At 58.3% G+C, this 18,669-nt stretch carries 13 protein-coding genes; 7 read left to right on the forward strand and 6 right to left on the reverse strand.

From position 1 onward, the window contains the following. Window position 1 precedes the first annotated feature (1 nt). From ABIC35_RS14875 to ABIC35_RS14885, 3 genes are read right to left on the reverse strand one after another with little or no spacing between them, the layout of a single operon-like run. Window positions 2-1,957: a methyltransferase domain-containing protein gene (locus ABIC35_RS14875; protein ID WP_121073050.1), complete on the reverse strand. Its 1,956-nt coding sequence runs from the start codon at window positions 1,955-1,957 to the stop codon at window positions 2-4. Between the two features lie 52 nt (window positions 1,958-2,009). After that, on the reverse strand, window positions 2,010-3,185 hold the full coding sequence (locus tag ABIC35_RS14880; RefSeq protein WP_220667324.1) for a glycosyltransferase: 1,176 nt from the start codon (window positions 3,183-3,185) through the stop codon (window positions 2,010-2,012). Beyond that, the gene (locus tag ABIC35_RS14885) at window positions 3,157-5,493 is read right to left on the reverse strand and encodes a glycosyltransferase (protein ID WP_147425815.1); all 2,337 of its coding nucleotides are present in this window, start codon (window positions 5,491-5,493) and stop codon (window positions 3,157-3,159) included. The genes ABIC35_RS14880 and ABIC35_RS14885 overlap by 29 nt, the downstream gene beginning before the upstream one ends. 884 nt (window positions 5,494-6,377) lie before the next feature. Between ABIC35_RS14885 and ABIC35_RS14890 the strand changes: the two genes are divergently transcribed. The 3 genes from ABIC35_RS14890 to ABIC35_RS14900 all read left to right on the forward strand — a co-directional run bounded on the left by ABIC35_RS14890 (window position 6,378) and on the right by ABIC35_RS14900 (window position 13,029). Next, on the forward strand, window positions 6,378-7,616 hold the full coding sequence (locus ABIC35_RS14890; protein ID WP_121079052.1) for a class I SAM-dependent methyltransferase: 1,239 nt from the start codon (window positions 6,378-6,380) through the stop codon (window positions 7,614-7,616). Between the two features lie 137 nt (window positions 7,617-7,753). Further along, window positions 7,754-8,650 carry a GDP-mannose 4,6-dehydratase gene (locus ABIC35_RS14895; protein ID WP_121073056.1) on the forward strand — a complete coding sequence of 299 codons (897 nt, stop codon included), beginning with the start codon at window positions 7,754-7,756 and terminating at the stop codon, window positions 8,648-8,650. 116 nt (window positions 8,651-8,766) lie between these two features. Continuing rightward, window positions 8,767-13,029 (forward strand): glycosyltransferase, encoded by a 4,263-nt coding sequence (locus ABIC35_RS14900; RefSeq protein ID WP_354278495.1) that lies wholly within the window; start codon window positions 8,767-8,769, stop codon window positions 13,027-13,029. Window positions 13,030-13,312: 283 nt separating this feature from the next. On the opposite strand, the gene ABIC35_RS21715 is transcribed toward ABIC35_RS14900, so the two are convergent. Next, on the reverse strand, window positions 13,313-13,480 hold the full coding sequence (locus ABIC35_RS21715; protein WP_220667325.1) for a hypothetical protein: 168 nt from the start codon (window positions 13,478-13,480) through the stop codon (window positions 13,313-13,315). Window positions 13,481-14,410: 930 nt separating this feature from the next. Between ABIC35_RS21715 and ABIC35_RS14910 the strand changes: the two genes are divergently transcribed. The 4 genes from ABIC35_RS14910 (at window position 14,411) to ABIC35_RS14925 (ending at window position 18,138) form a co-directional block, all read left to right on the forward strand. Continuing rightward, window positions 14,411-15,469, forward strand: coding sequence for a polysaccharide biosynthesis/export family protein (locus ABIC35_RS14910; RefSeq protein ID WP_354278496.1), 1,059 nt, complete (start codon window positions 14,411-14,413; stop codon window positions 15,467-15,469). A gap of 104 nt (window positions 15,470-15,573) precedes the next feature. Continuing rightward, window positions 15,574-16,683 (forward strand): hypothetical protein, encoded by a 1,110-nt coding sequence (locus ABIC35_RS14915; RefSeq protein WP_121073062.1) that lies wholly within the window; start codon window positions 15,574-15,576, stop codon window positions 16,681-16,683. Window position 16,684: 1 nt separating this feature from the next. Then, a complete protein-coding gene (locus tag ABIC35_RS14920; protein WP_121073064.1) occupies window positions 16,685-17,488 on the forward strand; it encodes an ABC transporter permease in 804 nt (267 codons plus the stop codon). Further along, window positions 17,485-18,138 carry an ABC transporter ATP-binding protein gene (locus ABIC35_RS14925; RefSeq protein WP_121073066.1) on the forward strand — a complete coding sequence of 218 codons (654 nt, stop codon included), beginning with the start codon at window positions 17,485-17,487 and terminating at the stop codon, window positions 18,136-18,138. The genes ABIC35_RS14920 and ABIC35_RS14925 overlap by 4 nt, the downstream gene beginning before the upstream one ends. A gap of 104 nt (window positions 18,139-18,242) precedes the next feature. Here ABIC35_RS14925 and ABIC35_RS21720 read toward each other — a convergent pair whose 3' ends face one another. Together ABIC35_RS21720 and ABIC35_RS14935 are read right to left on the reverse strand one after the other, a co-directional pair. Beyond that, complete coding sequence (locus ABIC35_RS21720; RefSeq protein WP_436286785.1) at window positions 18,243-18,449, reverse strand: integrase core domain-containing protein; 207 nt, start codon at window positions 18,447-18,449, stop codon at window positions 18,243-18,245. 29 nt (window positions 18,450-18,478) lie between these two features. Then, window positions 18,479-18,669: hypothetical protein (locus ABIC35_RS14935; RefSeq protein ID WP_354278501.1), on the reverse strand; the 191-nt coding region annotated here is incomplete at its 5' end.

Here is an 18,669-nt window from a genome sequence, read left to right on the forward strand (position 1 = left end):
TTCAGGCATGGCGAACACGCATCCAGGACGGTAACAAGCGCACGTCCCAGTCGGGCCCCGCGTTCCACGCGGCCATCTGCTCCAGGCGCTCATAAGCGTCGATCGTTACAAGATCACCGATCTTCACCAGATCGACGCGTTTCCCGTTATCATAGCTATGGAGTTCCAACTCGAGCGCAGTCTGGTTGCTCATGAGCTTCGGATAGATGCCCGCTTTTTCAAAAGCGCGCTCATATTCGCTCATCGTGTACCAGCTTTTGTAGAACGTTTCGCCCGCTTGAGCCCGCTTTTCAAGGTAACGATCGTCAATCGACAATCCTTCGGGATAAACGCCCTCGCCCATGAGGAAAAGCGCACCGTCCGGCTTCAGGACCCGGCGGGCTTCGCAAAGCGCATCATGCATGTTTCCAGGATCGCTCCAAGCAAAGTCTTCCCTGTTCCGGGGCAGCGCGCAATGGAGTGTTGCATGCATGTACAGAATATCGACCGTTCCGTCTTGAAATGGCAGCACAGACATTGGTGCGGACAGGCGATGGAAGGGGCGGCCGTTATGAAGCCGTGCCGCAGCATTGACCATTCCCGGGAAAAAATCTACGGCGTATGAATCAAAACCCATTTCCGCGAAGCGCTTGATCGTTTCGCAGCGCCAAGCGCCCAGTTCCACAACTATACGTTCTTCCGGATGGGTATATTGAAGACTGCTGAACATGAATTCAGTGTTCACTGTCTTTGCATCCGCATATTGCCGTTCGGCAGGAACGCTCATGTTTGGGATCAATGCGCTCTCGATATATTCACCGAACGATGACGCTTCCTCGATTAATGTGTCGGGCACGTCCTCAGGATCGTAAAGTTGCGCATTCCCGTCGATGATCGGATAGCTTTTTCCTGTTTCCTCGCAGATCAACGCAGCACCCTCCTGTCGAACAGGGGCACCGGCCGGAGAACGGAGAACCGAAACGTTCAGGGGAAAATCGACGGTCGGAACGTCGGCTGGATATTGGCTCAATACGCGTGCAGCCTCCGTTTCCGGATAGCGTTCCACCAGACCCATGCTCCGCGCCTTGGCCAGGCATAGCGCTGCCTTGGCCGGGTCCAGCGCGGCAAAACCAATCTCGCCGCCGCCGTGGCCGCCGCTGACAAAGTGCAAGGTATAGCCGTTGCGCATGAAGCAGGCGCGGATGAACTCGTGCGACCAACCGGATTCGAACCAGCCATATTTCCGAGCGACGTATAGCGACTCCTGGTCCAGCCTCAGGCCCCAGTTTCGCCAACCTGCCTGGATGGGCTCACCCGTGAAGGCGATCACCCCGTTCGGCTCAAGCTTCGTCGAGAGGTCCGCGATCAACCTCCACGGCTTCAGGCAGTGGTGTAGCGACTGAAAGAAGAAAGCGGCCTTGTATCCGCCGTTGGGGACCGTGGTGATATCATCGTAGCTAAGGATGCTGCGCTGGATCGGCAGGCTGCGGGCGGTAGCGCGCAACTGACTGAGTTCGCCAAGCGCGGGATCGATGTCGATGGCACGGACGATGCAGCCGCAGAACGCCAGGATTTCCGAACTGAGGCCGTGCCCCGCACCAAGATCCAGTACAAAGGGGCTGGACGGGAGATCGGCAACACCGAGCATCGTCGAAATCGCGCGGACGTGCTCACTGACGAAGTTCGGTAAGCCCAGACCTAATGGGTTCGGCGCGCTGACCAGCGACGGCACGTCGACCGGATGGAGCTCGCCATCCCACTGGTTGAGTTCGCGACCTGCGATCTCGCGATAGAGCGCCAGTTGCTGATCATAATATTCGGGCGAAAACGGATTCAGACTCTGATCGACCGACGTCTTAAATTTGAAATCGATCGGATAAAAGCGTTCGGAGACGCCAGGTGCGCCGAGGTTGCCAGCGTATTCCTCGTCGATGATCCGGACGAATTCACCTAATTTTTCAGAGTTCATCTCGGACATCACTACGTCTCCAAGCTCACGCAGATACAAAGAGGGCTTTACTTGGGAAAGATCAGTTCTGTGCGACCCAGCTCGCCAGGCTGACCGCAAAATCCTTCCAGCGTGGCAGGGTTAATTTTGCCGCCGCGCTCCAAAGCATCTCAATTTCCCCCTCGTCCCGCAGGCGCGTTAGTGCCGCTGCGACGGAATGCACGTCAACGGTCTCAAGCCGGATCTGACCCTCATCGGGCAGTCCCGACACGCTGGGCAGGTTCGCACTGACCACGGTTGGGATGCCACAGAACAACGTTTCGAGGGCAGGCAGGCCGAACCCCTCGTTAGGGCTGATAAACAGGCTTGCCCGCGCTTGGCGTAGATGGCCGCGTATCTGGTCATCGGACGGACTGTCGATCACCTCCACGTCCGCACCGACATACGCGACGATCTGCGCGAGCTGGGGTTGTAGGAAAGACGGGATTTTGCCCAGGAATTGCAACTTGCCGCCGGCGGGGTCGGGCGGCAGCGAACGAAAGGCCTCGAAGGCGACGTTCTGAAATTTCTTGGCCTCGAAGGTTCCCAGGCACACGATGTTGCGCCGATCCGCAGTATATTGCTGGGGTTCTAGGTTGATGCCGTCGGCGCCGAGGGTGATCGCCGGGCCCTGAACCTCGCCGGTTCCACGGAAGATCTGCTTTGCGAGATCGTCGCGCACGGCCGCGCTTATATATGCACGCTTAGTCGCTGCCATGACCAGTCTGAGATAGGGCATGAACAGGTACATGTTGCCGCCTATCCCGTAGAGATGCGGCTTGAGCCACGGCACGAAGTCATAAATCAGCATATAGGGCTGAAATAATTTATGCTCGATCGCACGTTGATAGAACGCGCTCCTGTCGAAGCGGTAGAAAAGCTCCGGAAGCAAAACCTTGTCTTCGGGGTGCAGGACGATCTTCTCGGAATGAATGCCCGCGTCGATCATTCGCGCCTCGGCGCTGATTTCGGCCGGTGACAGGGTGTTTTTACCGAACATCTTGACTAGGAACGCAAGTGCCCGGCTGGAAATCGAAATCAGGCCATCGACGTGCGGATCATACCGCGCGAAGCGTACCGGCACGTCCTGGGGCCAATGCGCCAGCAGTTCGCATACCGTCCGTTGAATTCCAGTGCGCAAGGGGGCGCCGTAGAATTCCCCCAGGTCGACGATGATGGGTCGCATCGGATCAGGCATTTTTCGCAACGTCGAAACCAAGCGATTCCATCATGCGAACCGCATAGCGCTCAAGGGAATGGTCGACGGCGAACGCGCGCGCTTGTTCCATCGGTCGTGACAAATGCTCGCCGGATCGGAGGATATCCAGAAACGCCTCTGCGATCAGAAGCGGCGAAAGATCGTCGCTTACCCGCCGAACGAAAGGCGGGGCCAACGACGATTCCGCCAGATGCTCATTTGCGACAGTCGGCACGGCCGCTGCGATACAATCATTGAGCGCGCCGGAGAGCCCTCCCATGAAATAGGTGCGCAACTGGATGGCTGCGTCGGTCGCGATAAGATGGTCCATATAGGTCTCTTCGGATGCCCGACCCGAAAACAACGTCACCGCGTCCTCGAGCCCGAGCTCTTCGCGGAGATTGTGGAGGCCGGCTTCGATATCTTCGCCGATCAGCCCGCACAGCACGAGGCGCGCTTCGACGCCCCAGGTGCGCAGGAAGTTGGTGGCCCAGATCAGAAGTTCAGGCGCCTTGTCCGGCGAAACGAAGCCGAAGGAGGTGATGACGAATTCCTTGTCGGTCCAGCCCAACTTCTCGCGGCGCTTGCGCCGTTCCTGCGACGTGATGGCTTCCAGACTCATCGGACGATATTGCGCGAAGGGAAGCACTTTGGGCTGCACCCCATAAAGCGTCTCTATGCCCTTCGCGCCAACGGCCGAATGAACCAGCAGGGGCTCTGCCGCCTTCGCGATCTCAGACAGGAAAAGAACCGGAAGATCGCGCTGATGCTTGAGCCAGTGTACCAGATCGGCTGCGGGTACGGGGCGGCCGGCTTCCGCACTCGCCACCTGCAAGGTGCGGTTCAATCCCAGCTCGTGGAAATAGAAGTCGATCATCCGCGCATCATGCGCGAGCGCCGCGCCGCCATGTTCGAGCAGATATCGGAAGGCAGAGGTGTGAAAATGGGAATTGCCCAGCACCGAAAGCCGCTGATCGAAGGTTTTCGGCGAATATGGTGCCATCGCGACCGGTGCCAGCGAGGAATAGGCCGGTGTCGGCTCAACTCCCGGGCTGTCCGTGAAGATATGCAGATCGGCATATTTCGCCAGGGGTTGCAATGTTGCCTTGGAATAGTCCGCAACGCCCGACTGCGATGGCGGAAGCGGTGTGACGATGGCCAGCCTTGGCCGGAGGTTCCGTGATATCGCCGGTGCTTCAATGGCTTCGGCGTTCGGCTGGCGCGCCAGTACGCCCTCCATGAAGCGGCTGCCGACATTCTCGGTGGTATAGCTTTTCCACAGTGGCGCGACTGCTTCGAGTCTGCTCGACCATTCCCCTTCGTCGCCTACGATTCGCGTCATTATCTGGCTGAGCTTGTCGAAATCATCCGGCCCGAACTGCAGATCCGGGTCCCCGATCAACTCAGGGTGTGCCCCGACCGCGGATACCGTGACCGGCGTGCCTGCCGCCGCGCTCTCAATGATCGGGATCGAGAAGCCTTCGGCGCGCGAAGGGACGATGGTCATGATTGCGTGGCGGTAGAGCTGACGCAGTTCTTCGTCGTCGAGGTGCTGTGGGAAGAAAAGCAGCAGATTGTCGCCGCCGGCTTCCGCGAAAGTGTTGCGGAGCGCTTCCTTGTGCGCCGGTGGGTAATTGCCGAACACATGTAGCGGAACGCCCCGGCATTCGGGTGTCCGGGCATGAGCGATAAGCGCGCACTCGGGATTCTTGCGGGGATCGCCGCCACCGGCAACGAGAATATGCTCACGCTCGGAGCGGGGGAGGGGGCTTTCGCCCTCGGGCGGTTCGAGCGAGCGGCGCACGGCAACGCCCGACACATAGACTTTCGATGGATCGACGTTGCGATACTTGATCAAGTCATTGGCGCTATCCTGCGAAATTGTAGCGAAGGCATCATAAAATTCCAGCCAAGCGAAGGCATTCATGAATGTCGTTCGCCATTCCGTAACATGTAGATAACGGTTGGGGAACTTAAGTTGAATGAAGTCGTAGAACAGAGCGATCTTGAAGACCGTCGGATCAAGCAGGAATGCAGAGACTGGAAGCGGGTCGTGGGTCATCGGCGAGAGCGTCAGGAACCAACTATTGCTTTCGGCATTCTTCCAGCTTCCCGCCCGCACCTCATCAAAGAAGCGCGCATGTTCGGCGTAGAGCGGTTCTCGCATCGGGTCGGCGAGTGCCACCATCTTGGGCCGGCTCGCCCCCCAATCCCATTGACGCAGCGCCGTCAGCAGCGAGGTGCTGTGCTGGCCTACGCCGCGAAAACGATAATCCGGATCTTGAAGAGGCCGAACGTCCACGTAAACGATGTTGGGAGAAGCCCGCACTGTTTTTCCCTGATTGCTGACTTGCTGGAGGTTATATTTACTAAAGAGTTTTCGCTATCGACAGCGTCGTTCCGGAGCGTTCAATTCGTTAGAAACTCGGTTGGATCGAACGAATTCATACTGGATTGGACGTCATCGAGTGAAGCCTTAACGTCAAGCGTGAGTGATGCCGCGATGGGTTGCACTGTTGCCCACCCTCGTCAACAGTGTCAGTCGGGTTTTTAGGCTGAGCGGATTGCCAGGGGGCGGGCGGCCACGCGTGCGCCTCCATTTTTGACAAGGAAGATTTGGAGTGTCAGTTGCAGCGCTGCTGCGTCGGAGCTTCGAAAGCTGGTCAGGCTCCGCCGCATGGGCAAGATAGTCCGAGGACGTGCGCGCGGCGGCCATTCGGACAGGAATGGGATATCAATGTGATACGGGGCGCCGACAAACAGCAGGATGTCGAACTCCCCCCGAAGGTTGTCGTGGCGAGCGCACGCACGTGCCGCGCCGTTGGCTATCTACACCCGACGATCGCGCGGGCGGTGGAGGCGGCAAGCCTCAGGATCGACGCGCCACGCTGCCAGCGGAACCGACGAAGGGTTTGTCAACGGCCATCTACATGGTCCAAGAATGTGTTTGAGCCCGACCCTCGCCGCGCCTAGGCCATCTCTCTTTCGACAAAATATGCTCGCTCAAAGCCAAGGGGAGCAGGTCGCTTGATACCCGCAAGTGAAGGATAATGGCTTGAGCCCAAGGTCTTTCGGCTGCCGCGCAGGGCAAGGCCACGCCGCGCCGGCATGGACCGTCACAGGGTGAGGGGGCGTTGCAGCCGCGAGCAAAGTTCAATAGACGGGCCCGGTCAGATGGCGCCGCCGTTCAACGCGAATTTAATGGAGAATTTGATGCAAGCCTATAAGACCCTGGAACGTTGCCGCGTATCAAAGTCTGACAATCTTATATCCGTGCTGAACCTGGGTCATCAGGAATTGACCGGTGTATTCCCGAAGAACGCCAACGAAACGGTGACGCGCGGCCCGCTCGAACTGGTGCTTTGCCCGGAAAGCGGGTTGCTGCAACTCAATCATACCTATGACTCTTCGGAAATGTACGGAGACAATTACGGCTATCGATCCGGCCTCAACAAATCTATGGTCGAGCACTTGACGGCCAAAGTCCGTTATCTCGAAAAGCTCGCTGATCTGAAGTCCGGCGATACCGTTCTCGACATCGGTTCGAACGACTGCACCACGCTGAAGGCGTACGACAAGCCTGCGCTGAACCGTATTGGCATCGATCCTACCGGCGCCAAGTTCGCGGCCTACTATCCGGATGACGTCAAGCTGGTGCCAGAATTCTTCTCGGCAGCTGCATATGCCTCAACCGGTGCGCAGCCGGCGAATATCATCACGTCCATCGCGATGTTTTACGATCTCGACGATCCGATCGCCTTCGCGCAGCAGATTGCTCAGTGCTTGGCGCCGGGTGGCATCTGGCATTTCGAGCAGAGCTATATGCCCTCGATGCTTCGTCTGAATTCGTACGACACGATCTGCCACGAGCATCTTGAATATTATTCGCTCGGCGTTGTGCGCCTGATCCTTGAGGCAGCGGGTCTCAAGATCGTCGACGTCGTAATGAATAACATCAACGGCGGTAGCTTCGCGGTGACTGCCGCGCACAAGTCAAACACGAGCGTCCGCGTGAATGATGCGGTCGTGAACTGGTTGCTCGAGCAGGAAGACCGCATGGGCATCAATACGCCCAAGCCGTACCGCGAGTTCGAGGAGCGGGTGTTCCGCCATCGCGACGATCTGGTGCGCTTGGTCCGTGCCCTGCGCGGCGACGGCAAGACGGTGCTAGGCTATGGCGCATCGACAAAGGGCAATGTCGTCCTGCAGTTCTGCGGCTTCACGACCGAAGATATTCCTGCGATCGCCGAGGTTAACCCGGAGAAGTTCGGCAAAGTAACGCCCGGTACGCATATCCCGATCATCAGCGAAGCCGACGCGCACGCGATGAAGCCGGATTATTATCTGGTTCTGCCTTGGCACTTCAAGGACGGCATTATCCGTCGGGAGCAGGAATACCTCAATTCGGGTGGCAAGTTCATCTTCCCCTTCCCCGAAATCGAGATCGTCTGACACAGGTCGGACGGTGTCGCATGTCTTGAAGGCGTTGGCGGAAACGCCGGCTGGGAGCGGAAAATGAAACATGAGCGATTGAGCGTGGCGCGGACCGAGAAGGGTCAGCGACACGTCGCCTTCAAGCGTGTCTGCACATGAAGGCTTTGATCACCGGCATCGGAGGTTTCACGGGTCGTTACCTCGCGCAAAGCTTGCTTGCGCGGGGGATGACCGTGGTCGGACTGGCGCATTCCGATTGTACGCTTCCCGGCGTGGAAACCATTCATGTGGGCGACATGACGGACGGGGCGTTGATCAGCGACATCATCGCACGAGAAAAACCCGATTATGTCGCGCACTTGGCCGCCATATCCTTCATTCTCCACAGCAATGTGGAGGAGATATATCGCACGAACGTCATCGGAACGCGCAACCTTCTGGCGGCGCTCGAGGGTGTCGGTGGACCGCTGTCCGCCGTGCTGGTGGCGAGCAGCTCGAATGTTTACGGCAACCGGACGGAAGGGATCATGCGGGAGGATTCCCCCATCGATCCGGTAAACGACTATTCGGTGAGTAAAGTCGCCACCGAACTCGTGGCTGGCCTCTTCAAGGACAAGCTGCCCATCGTCGTGGCGCGCCCTTTCAATTACACGGGAATCGGCCAGTCGCGCGATTTTCTCATCCCCAAGATTGTCGCGAGCATTCATGCCGGGGAGGACACAATTTCGCTAGGCAACCTCGACGTTGCGAGAGATTTCTCGGATGTGCGCTTCGTATCGGAAGCCTACTCCAGGCTCCTGACCTGCCCTAGCGCCGTTGGCGCGACCGTGAATGTCAGTTCCGGCCGCGCCTATCGGTTGTCGAGTATTCTGGAAATGATCTCACGGATCGTCGGCTACGATTTGAAGGTCGAGGTCGATCCGACGTTGGTCCGTGCCAACGACGTTAAGCAATTATGGGGGGATTCCTCTCGGCTCGACGCACTTGTCGGCCCGCTTGATCGGATCGGGCTGGAAGACACGTTACGCTGGATGATTTCCGCGCCACTCTGATTTACTCAGGCCGGGGATTGGCGCGGCGCAATGTGATTGATTGCCGCCTGGCAGGTATGCCTTTTGGAAGCGTGTAGATGGTAGAGCGATATAGACACCGCAAGCCTGCAGGATCGGTGCAGCAATTACTTGCCTTGAACGATGATGCTTTTATCCACAGCGCATACCTGACCTTGCTGGGGCGCCCAGCCGACGAAGCGGGGCGGGCTCATTACGCGGACGCCCTGAGGCTGGGCGAGAGCAAGCTGCGTATCATCGTCCAGTTACATGAGTCCAAAGAAGGTCGAGCGTTTGACGCTCAGATCGAAGGTCTGAAGCAGGCCAAGATTGCCGTTCGACTGTCAAAGTTCTCGTTCGGTCTGCGTGCCTGGAAGAAAAGACGGAGGATCGATAAATTACTGTCTCTTCGATCCTCGGTTTCAAACATTAGTTATCGTGGCACTAAAGTAACGTCTGCTTACGACCTCCTGAATTTCTGGGACGAGGATTTCGTCAAGGCGGCCTATGTCGCTATCATAAGGCGAGAAGCTGATCCGGCAGGTCTCGCGCATTACGTGCTGCAGCTGCGCGGCGGCGTGGATCGGCGCCGAATTTTGGCCGACATGGCATCTTCCAAGGAGGGGCGGGACGCAAACCTGCCCGGCCTCAAATCGGTGGTTCGCTCGATCGAGCCTTACGGCAAGCTCTCACGCCTGACCGGTCGATCTGATTCCAAGGCTGCGATGCAGCTATCTGCGATTCAAAATGCGCTGTACGCGCAAGACGCGCGCGACGAGGTACGTTTCGAGGTTCTGAAGCGGCAGCTTGTCGAACTTCACGAGGCGCAACTCACCCTCGGCAAGAAACTGGACGCCGGACTGATGGCGGCAGAAGCCGGGGGGGCGGGCTCATTGCATGCGCAGGTTGTCGCGCGCGGCAAGGCGTTGACTTCGGCGCAACGCCTTGGCGGTTTTGCCCCGGCCAAGCGCGTGGTACTGTTCTACGTCGATCACACGATCAAATGTCCGACCAATACGGGCATGCAACGGGTCGTGCGCCAATTGGCCCGCGGCCTGGTCGAGAATGGCGAGCGCATTCGCTTCGTGAAGTGGGTGCCCGAGGAAAAGCGGTTCGCGCTAATCGACAAGGAAGAGCTCGGCCATCTGGCGCAGTGGAATGGGCCGCAGCTCTCCGCTGACGAGGCGCGACTTTATCCCGACGTAGGCAGCGTCGAGAATCAACTCGATGCGGCGGCCATGGCGCTGGACTGCTGGTTTTTCCAGCCTGAAGTCAGCCACATCACCTACCATGAAGTCGCGCCGACGGTGGATGCCTTTCTCGCTGCACGGGCGCTTGGCGCGAAGATCGCTGCTGTCTATTACGACGCGATCCCCATGCGCTTGGCCGCGTATAGCGCCGGCCTGGAAGCGCATGAGAAGTATATGCAGGCGCTGCTTCTCACCGACCTGCTGATACCAATTTCAGAGCGCTCTGCCAAAGAGATACGGCTCTTTTTCTCGCAGCATCAGCGCGCGAAAACTGCGCCGAAGATCGCAGCTGTTTTGCTGCCAGGCGAGACAAACCTGTCGAAGCGCGTCGTTTCGGAGGTTGGCGACAACAGCAAGACAATATTGTCGGTAGGGTCCATCGAACCGCGCAAAAACCACGCCCGTCTGCTAAAGGCTTTCCAAGCGTTTTCGGAATTGCCCGGAAACGAGGATTGGTCGCTAATCCTGGCGGGTAACATGCACGGCGATATCGCGCCGATCGTCAACGCGGCGATCGCGAAAAACGCCAATATCCGCTATATTCCGCATCCTTCGGATTCCGAGCTGGATCGTCTCTACCGCTCGGCCCGGTTCACCGTATTTCCTTCTACCGAGGAAGGATTCGGTCTGCCCATTCTCGAGAGCCTCTGGTATTCCGTGCCGTGCATCTGCGCCAATTTCGGTGCGATGGCGGAGGTCGCGGAAGATGGCGGCGCGCTTACGGTCGATACGCGCGACGTCGGCGAACTCACCCGGGCACTGGCTGAGCTCGCCGGAGACGAGGCTCTCTTCCGGCGCTTGAAGCACGACGCCTCCGTCCGCCACATCAAGACCTGGAATGAATATTCGCAGGAGGTGGCGGCGCTGCTCGACAATACCGCCAATCCGGTCGGCCAGCTCGGCGCGATGTACTATTGGGTCAACGATACTGCCGAGCAGCCATTCAACACAGGGATTCAACGTGTCGTACGACAGACGGCGCGGGCGATGATGTCGCTGGGTGTCGCGTTGATACCGGTGCGTTGGGATCACGACAAAAAGCGCCTTCAACCTGCAGAACAGGAACATCTCGATCATCTGGCGAGATGGAATGGCCCCAGTGCTCAACAATGGGCTAAATGGAAAGATCCATCCGAAGCAGGTGCCCCCAAGTGGCTGATGGTGGGGGAGGTCGTTCATCTTTATCTCGCGGACGTGCTGAATTATGCGCGATCCCAACACCTCCGCTGTGCGACGATCTTCCACGACGCCATTCCCTACAAGCGGCGGGATCTATATAGCGAAGCCTGGTACATCAATCATCGCGAATATATGGAAAGCACGGGAGGCTTCGACAAGATATTCCCGGTGTCCGATACGGCCGCTACCGATCTTCAGCACTTCCTTCTCTCGTCGCCTGAAAAGACGAGTAGCCTTGATCATCGGCTGAAAACTATGGCGATGGCCTGCGAGATGAGCGGGTACGAGCGGCATACCGCCATCAAGCGCGCTCGATCCGATGCTATACAGATCGTCGCGGTCGGCTCGATCGAGCCGCGCAAGAACCATCTCATCCTGCTGGAGGCTTTCGAGCGTGCCTCGAGAGTTTCGACGAAGCGTCTTTCTTTGACGATCGTGGGTAAGGCATCGGCAGCCTGGCCGACGCTCGCCGAGGAAGTCGCGGTTCGGGTGGAGGAGATCGCGGACTGCACCTGGCTGACCGATGTCGACGACGAGGGGCTCAGGAAATTGTACCAACAGGTCGATTTCTCGGTTTATCCATCGATCGAAGAGGGGTTCGGGCTTCCGATCGTCGAGAGTCTTTGGAATGGGTGCGGCTGCATCGTTCACGACAAGGGTTCGATGGCGGAAATCGCACGACAGGGTGGGTGCGTCACCGTCGACATGGAGGATGTGCAGGCGCTCACCGACGCCATTCTCGAGCTCTCGGAAAATGATGCGCTGCGCCGCGACCTGTCCGCACAGTCAGTCTCCCGCCCCCTGTCGACTTGGGAGGAGTACGCGCGCGACATAATCGCAGACATAGCGTCCGATCGCTTGTCGGAAAACCTGCTGACCTTGGCGGGGGAACCGGAAGACGTATATCAGGAGTTGCCGCAGTTGAGGCGCCGGCCGCTGCTCTCGCTGTGCATCAGCACGTACAACCGGGCTGGTTGGCTCAGCCTCAATCTGCGAAATATCTTCTCCCAAATTGATGGAGAGCTGACGGACGTAGAGGTGCTGGTGGTCGACAATGCCTCGACCGATCATACGGAAGCGGTCGTCGAGCCGTTCCTGAAGCATCCGAATTTCCGATATGTTCGAAATGTTCGCAACGTCGGCATGCTCGGCAATCTGACGGTTACGGCGCACGAGGCACGGGGAGAATATATCTGGATATTGGGGGATGATGACCTTGTTTATAATGATGCCTTTCCCAAGGTAATCCGCATTGTCAAGGAAAATCCCGGCATTGCACTCATCTATCCCAATTATGCGCATACCTCCGAGAAAAACCCTGAAAATGCTGAAGATGTTTCAGCATTTCTGAAGAAGTGCCCACCGATTGTTCCGGTGTCGCCTGATCATTTCGGCAAGGTCAAAACCGTCGGGATGAACAACGAAAATCTTTTTACGGCGATCTACGCACTTATTTTGCGTCGTGATCATGCGATCCGGGCCTATTCGCAGGATACGACCGGACGCGAATTTTCCTCGATGCGGACTGCGATCCCGACGACCTATTACGTCCTGAACTACATGATGGAGGAGAATGCCTATTGGATAGGCGATCCCATCGTCGTGGTGAATTTGAACGTTTCCTGGACCAAGTTCGCGGCGCTCTTCATTCTGGAGCGCTTTCCCGAAGCACATGATCTTGCCGAACGACTGGGTGCGGATGAGCGTCAGGTCGACAAATGGCGCGCGCATTTCATGCAAGGCTTTCTGCATTGGTGGAATGAAATCCTAGGAGATGATCCGGCGGGGAATGCCGCCTATTTTTCGCCGGAGCGGGTCGTTATGCGCGTGAAGCATCTCGAAGAGTTTGAGAAAATATCTGAGCAACTCAAGCAGATCTATTATCAAGCCTGGGTCGCGGATAAGCCGGTGGCCAAGACTCCGGTCGATATTTTGTTCGCGTCGGCGCAGTGAGAACGGGTAACGGAAGACGTCAGCCGCCCTTGAGGCCGCACAACATCGGACGGTAGTATTGCGGCTGTTGCAGAAGCTCCGGCGGAAAACGTCTGTCCAGCGTCGGTTGGTCTTGCGCGGGATGTTGGGGGGGGGGGCAGCGGCCTGTCGCAGGATCGGGGCGCGGATGCATCGGTACAGTCGGCATGGGCGATGCAGCGGGCCGTCAGGTCGTTGACGTGCCCCGCGTCTCGCATCCGGCGGTGACCAGAAACCTGTGCTGGTTGGTTTGCCTAAAGCATTTTCACATGGACCGTTGATATCCGGCGGCCCGCAGGACGTTGACCCATTCTCGGGGCGGAAAGCGATCAAGCGGGTCGCCAATGCGCTCGACAAAGGCATCGACGGTTCGGGCTGGCCGCTGGCGCCGGACCGCCTTGCGCTTGCCGAAGGCCATCTCGATGGGGTTCATGTCGTGGCTGTAGAGCGGCAGGGAGAAGAGTTGGGCGCGCCGGGCGGTGATCGCCCCGCGGATACCGCCCACCTAGTGGGCGGGCAGATTGTCGAGCACCATGACACCGTTCAGCCAGCCGCCACGCTTGCGCCTGCGCCAGCGTGATCCCTGGCTGCGAGCGCATGTGCGCAGCTACCGCCACCCCTGTGCCGGGAAGCGCTTGCGCGGCAGACGACCGCGGTTCGGGTTTATGCCGGCATCACCGGCCAGCCGCCGTCGGGTCCGCGCCTTGTAGATATAGGCCAGGCTGACTTGAAGAGCACCGCCGCCTCGCGGCCGGCATCCCGCCGTCGACCCCAGCCAGGGCCCGATGCCGCAAATCCTGCGAGGAACTCCGCCCAGATCGCCGACCCATCGCCACCTCCGCTGTGACGGCAGCCTGTGAATCACACGATCAGCGACAAGGGGAACCCTCGCGATTCCGCCCATCGTGAACCCGCCCTATCTTCAAGGTACGTCGGGCTATCGGATCGTCTCCCAGGCGCGCTGGCCATGCGGTGCGTATCAACAGCGAATGCCGGCGCGAGGTGCTCGGCCCGGCCGTCGAGCCCGCCCTCAGGGGTGCTGCAACCACGCCGCAACCATGCGGCTGGACGCGATCGCTTTGGTTGATGACATGGTGCGCATCACGCTATAAGCGCAGGGCCGGCGGTCCTGCCCATATTACAGCTGGGAACAGGGTATGAGAAAACCGTCGGCGTGTACCGTATGGCGATGAATGGGGCCGACTGAAGGAATATGATGACGCATTCTCGGTGGACCCGACGGAACAGTGTGCTTTACAAGTTTGGTCCTGTTCTCCTCAGTGCTGTCTCCCTGTCAGCCTGCGCGGTGATGCCCGCTACCGGCCCCTCCACGCGGGCTGTGGCGCGGGCTGACAGTACGTCCTTGGCGGTTGCGGATATCAGAATCGTTGACGTGACCGAGGATGTCGCGCGCCGGGTGCTTGCGAGCCAACGCGCCACACTTTTTTCCGAAGCGCTAGGGGACGGCCATGTGGTCGGATCGGTCATAGGTCGCGGCGACGTCCTTGACATTGCGATTTGGGAAGCGCCGCCAGCCGCCTTGTTCGGGGCCGCAGGCGGGCAGGCTCTGCTAGGCGCCTCAACCTCCTCCACGGCGCTTGCGCGCGCTTCATCGCTGCCGGAACAGATGGTCGACAGCGACGGAAAGATCAATATCCCGTTCGTTGGCTCGGTTGTCGCGGCGGGCCGCACTTCGACGCAGATCGAGCGCGAGATCGTTAGCCGCCTGGCTGGTAAGGCGCATTTGCCGCAGGTGATTGTACGCGTTATCAATAACACCAGTTCCAACGTCACGGTCGTTGGTGATGTAGCGAACAGCGCGCGTGTACCAGTCACCGCCAAGGGGGAACGACTTCTTGACGTGTTGGCGACGGTTGGTGGGGTACGCCAGCCGGTCGGGAAGGTGTCGATCCAAGTCACGCGTGGTCCGCAGGTGGCATCTATGCCTTTGGGTGCGATTATTCGAGATCCGCACCAGAATATTCGCATGCAACCCGACGACGTCGTAACGGCGCTGTACCAGCCGTACAGCTTCACCGCGCTGGGTGCGACGACGAAGAATGATGAGATTGCCTTCGAGGGGGCGGGGTTGACGCTTGCGCAGGCGCTGGGGCGGGTCGCCGGTCTGCAGGATGCGCGCGCCGACGTGAAGGGCGTCTTCATCTTCCGGTTTGAGGATCCTGCGGCGCTGGATACGACGGTGCGCGAAACTGCGCACCTTACGCCTGATGGTAAGGTGCCTGTCATATACCGCGTCAATCTCAAGGATCCCTCGACTTTCTTCGTCGCGCAGAGCTTCCCGATTCGCGATAAAGATGTCGTCTACGTGTCCAATGCACCGCTTTCCGACATTCAGAAGTTTGTCGGCGTGATCTCATCGACGGTCTTCCCGATTGCTGCGCTAAGAACGATCGGATTGTAATGATCTTCTTGCAATCAACGAACTGCGGCTCCGCTGACGTCTGTTGCAAATAGACCATCGCGGCAAACGCAGTATTTTATGATCGTTGCGGAATACGGATCTATATGAATAATAACTTTATCAGCCGGATAAAGAATGTCGATCGGCTTTTTCTGATCGCAGTCATCATTCCGACGATCATTGCAGTCATATACTTCGGTCTAATCGCTTCAGATGTGTATATATCTGAATCGCGATTTGTTGTTCGTAGTCCAGATAAGCCTGCTTCAACCGGTCTGGGCGTGCTGCTAAAATCTTCTGGCTTCACAAGCGGTAGCGATGAAATATACGCGGCTGAGAGCTTCATTGAGTCGCGTGATGCACTGTACGCTCTGAACAAGGGCAACCTGTTTGAAAAAGCGTATACTGATCCAAAAATTTCCGTTTTCGATCGTTTTAACGGATTTGGTGGCAACCGAAGTTCAGAAGAGCTCTACAAATACTACCGCAACAAGATTTCGATCGAACATGAGACCAACGCTTCGATAACGACGCTGAAGGTCCGCGCTTATTCTGCGCGGGAGGCGTATCGTATCAACGCCGCCTTGATCGGCATGGCGGAGGCGACGGTCAATCGTTTGAACGAACGTGGTCGGCAGGATCTCATCCGCTTCGCCTCCGTTGAGGTGGGCGAAGCGAAGGCGCGGGCCAATGCGGCGGCCTTGGCCTTGTCTGCTTTCCGCAACAGCCAAGGCGTCGTCGATCCCGAGAAGCAGGCAACCGTCCAGCTCCAGATGATATCGAAGCTTCAGGACGAAGTTATCGCCGCGCGTTCCGAGTTGCTACAGCTGCGGGCGTTTACCCCGCAAAATCCGCAGATCGCCGTTCTCGCGACGAAGGTGCAGGGGCTGGAGCACGAGATGGAACAGCAACTCTCGCTGGTGGCGGGGGGCAGCAAATCACTTTCTTCGACCGCCGCGCGGTATCAGCGCCTGCAGCTGGAGAGCCAGTTCTCGGATAAGCAGCTCGCCGCCGCGATGGCATCCTTGCAGGACGCCTTCAACGAGGCGCGGCGCAAGCAGGCATATCTGGAGCGCATCGTTGAACCGAGCGTGCCGGACGAAGCGCTAGAACCCCGTCGCCTGCGTGGGATTTTCGCGACGTTGGTGTTGGGCCTGATCGCCTGGGGCATTATGACGATGCTGTTAGCAGGCGTACGGGAGCACAAGGGCTGAGATGTCGGCTAATCGCCAATCCCTCGCGTTCTATGCATCTGCGTTGGCTATCCAGCGGCGGGTAATCTATGCGCTGTTCATGCGAGAGGTGCTGACCCGTTACGGCCGGCACAACATTGGTTTCCTCTGGCTCTTTGTAGAGCCTATGCTGTTCACGCTCGGCGTGACGGCCTTATGGAGTATCACCAAGGCTACGCATGGGTTGGAACTGCCGATCGTCGCTTTCGCGCTGACCGGTTATTCGTCCGTGCTTTTGTGGCGCAACATGCCGGCGCGGTGCATCGATGCGATCAAACCGAACCTGTCGCTACTCTATCACCGTCATGTGAAGGTGATAGACATCCTTATCGCCCGGCTCCTGCTTGAGGTCGCTGGCACGACAACGTCTTTCTTCATCTTGGCAGTCTTCTTTATCACGATCGGCTGGCTGGACCCCCCCGAAGATCTGCTGCAGGTGATCGGGGGCTGGCTTGCGCTTGCGTGGTTCGGCATGTCGGCGGCGTTGTTGCTCGGGGCCTGGTCGGAACAGTCCGAGCTCGTCGACAAGCTTTGGCACCCGTCCGCTTATCTGCTCTTCCCATTGTCGGGCGCGGCGTTCCTCGTGGATATACTGCCCAAGCAGGCGCAGGAGGTCGTGCTCTATCTGCCGATGGTTCATTGTATCGAATTCATCCGCCAAGGGTTTTTCGGGAGCAAGTTTCACGCGCACTACGATATGTCGTACGCACTGATCGTCAGTGCCTGCATGACCCTGCTTGCGTTGGCGCAGTTGCGGAAGGTCAGTCGGGAGGTCATTCCGGAATGATCGCGCTCAACAGTGTCGATAAATTCTATCGAACGCGGCGTGGGCCGCGGCAGATCCTTGACAATATCAACCTAGAGATTGCGCCCGGCGAAAAGTTGGGAATTCTTGGTCGCAACGGTGCGGGCAAGTCGACTTTGATCCGCATCATCAGCGGTGCAGAACAGCCGACGAGCGGCAGCGTCACGCGCACCATGACCGCGTCGTGGCCGCTCGCTTATACCGGAGGTTTCCAGTCCGGGCTGACCGGCATGGACAATATCCGCTTCATTTGCCGAATTTACGGCGTGGATATCGAGGAGCGGATTCCTTTCATCCAGCAGTTTTCTGACCTCGGCGAGTATCTTTACGAGCCGATAAGAAATTACTCCGCCGGGATGCGCGCCCGCCTTGGCTTCGCCGTTTCGATGAGCATTGAGTTCGATTGTTTCCTCATTGACGAGGTTATCTCCGTCGGCGATTCGCGCTTTCACGAGAAGTGCCGGATCGAGCTGTTCGAAAAGCGCGCCGATCGCGCACTCGTGATCGTTTCGCATGATGCGGGCTATATTCGCGCACATTGCGACCGTGCTGTCGTGCTCGATCGTGGCCGGCTCCATAGCTTTGATCAAATCGAACAGGCTTTCGAATTCTATGCCCACTCGTACTCGTGAGCGGCTGAAATCCGTTTTGGCGGTTTTGGAGCGAGGATATGCTGGCGGCCTTGGCTGACGCGAACAGCGTGTTGTTCATGACCTGCCCCCTATTGGTCCCGCAGTCATAACGAGAGTCCGCCGGTTGTGCTCTGCTGCCCAACCTTGGACCGCTCGGGTCTAAAGTTTGCCGCCTGACCCAGGTGCGGAGGGCTGGTGGCTCCCGCCGAGTTCGCCAGCATGATCGGGGGAATATTTCCGATCGCGCTGTGCGGTCGCTCTTCGTTGTAGTGTCTACGCCAGCGGTCCAGCTTCTCGCAGCCTTGCGGCAGACCTCCGCCACCGGCGTACCTTCCTCACCCTATTCGATCACAAACGCCTTCTGCGCGTCCGTGAAAATCGATGCCTTCATGCCACACCTTCTTGCCCAGCCAAGGAAATCTGAGGCCGAGAACTTTAGAGCAATTTCACATTGACCGTTGATATCCAGCGGCCTGGAAGAAGTTGGCACATTGGCAGGGCGGGAAGCGATCAAGCAGTTCGCCGATGCGC

It is taken from the genome of Sphingomonas trueperi (assembly GCF_040545965.1).
GTDB classification, from domain to species: domain Bacteria; phylum Pseudomonadota; class Alphaproteobacteria; order Sphingomonadales; family Sphingomonadaceae; genus Sphingomonas; species Sphingomonas trueperi_C.

Coding starts and splice junctions, on each gene's coding strand:
- ABIC35_RS21715 (WP_220667325.1), bottom strand. CDS start 13,480: ATGAACCCCATCGAGATGGCCTTCGGCAAGCGCAAGGCGGTCCGGCGC.
- ABIC35_RS14920 (WP_121073064.1), top strand. CDS start 16,685: ATGTCGGCTAATCGCCAATCCCTCGCGTTCTATGCATCTGCGTTGGCT.
- ABIC35_RS14915 (WP_121073062.1), top strand. CDS start 15,574: ATGAATAATAACTTTATCAGCCGGATAAAGAATGTCGATCGGCTTTTT.
- ABIC35_RS14890 (WP_121079052.1), top strand. CDS start 6,378: ATGCAAGCCTATAAGACCCTGGAACGTTGCCGCGTATCAAAGTCTGAC.
- ABIC35_RS14925 (WP_121073066.1), top strand. CDS start 17,485: ATGATCGCGCTCAACAGTGTCGATAAATTCTATCGAACGCGGCGTGGG.
- ABIC35_RS14875 (WP_121073050.1), bottom strand. CDS start 1,957: ATGTCCGAGATGAACTCTGAAAAATTAGGTGAATTCGTCCGGATCATC.
- ABIC35_RS14895 (WP_121073056.1), top strand. CDS start 7,754: ATGAAGGCTTTGATCACCGGCATCGGAGGTTTCACGGGTCGTTACCTC.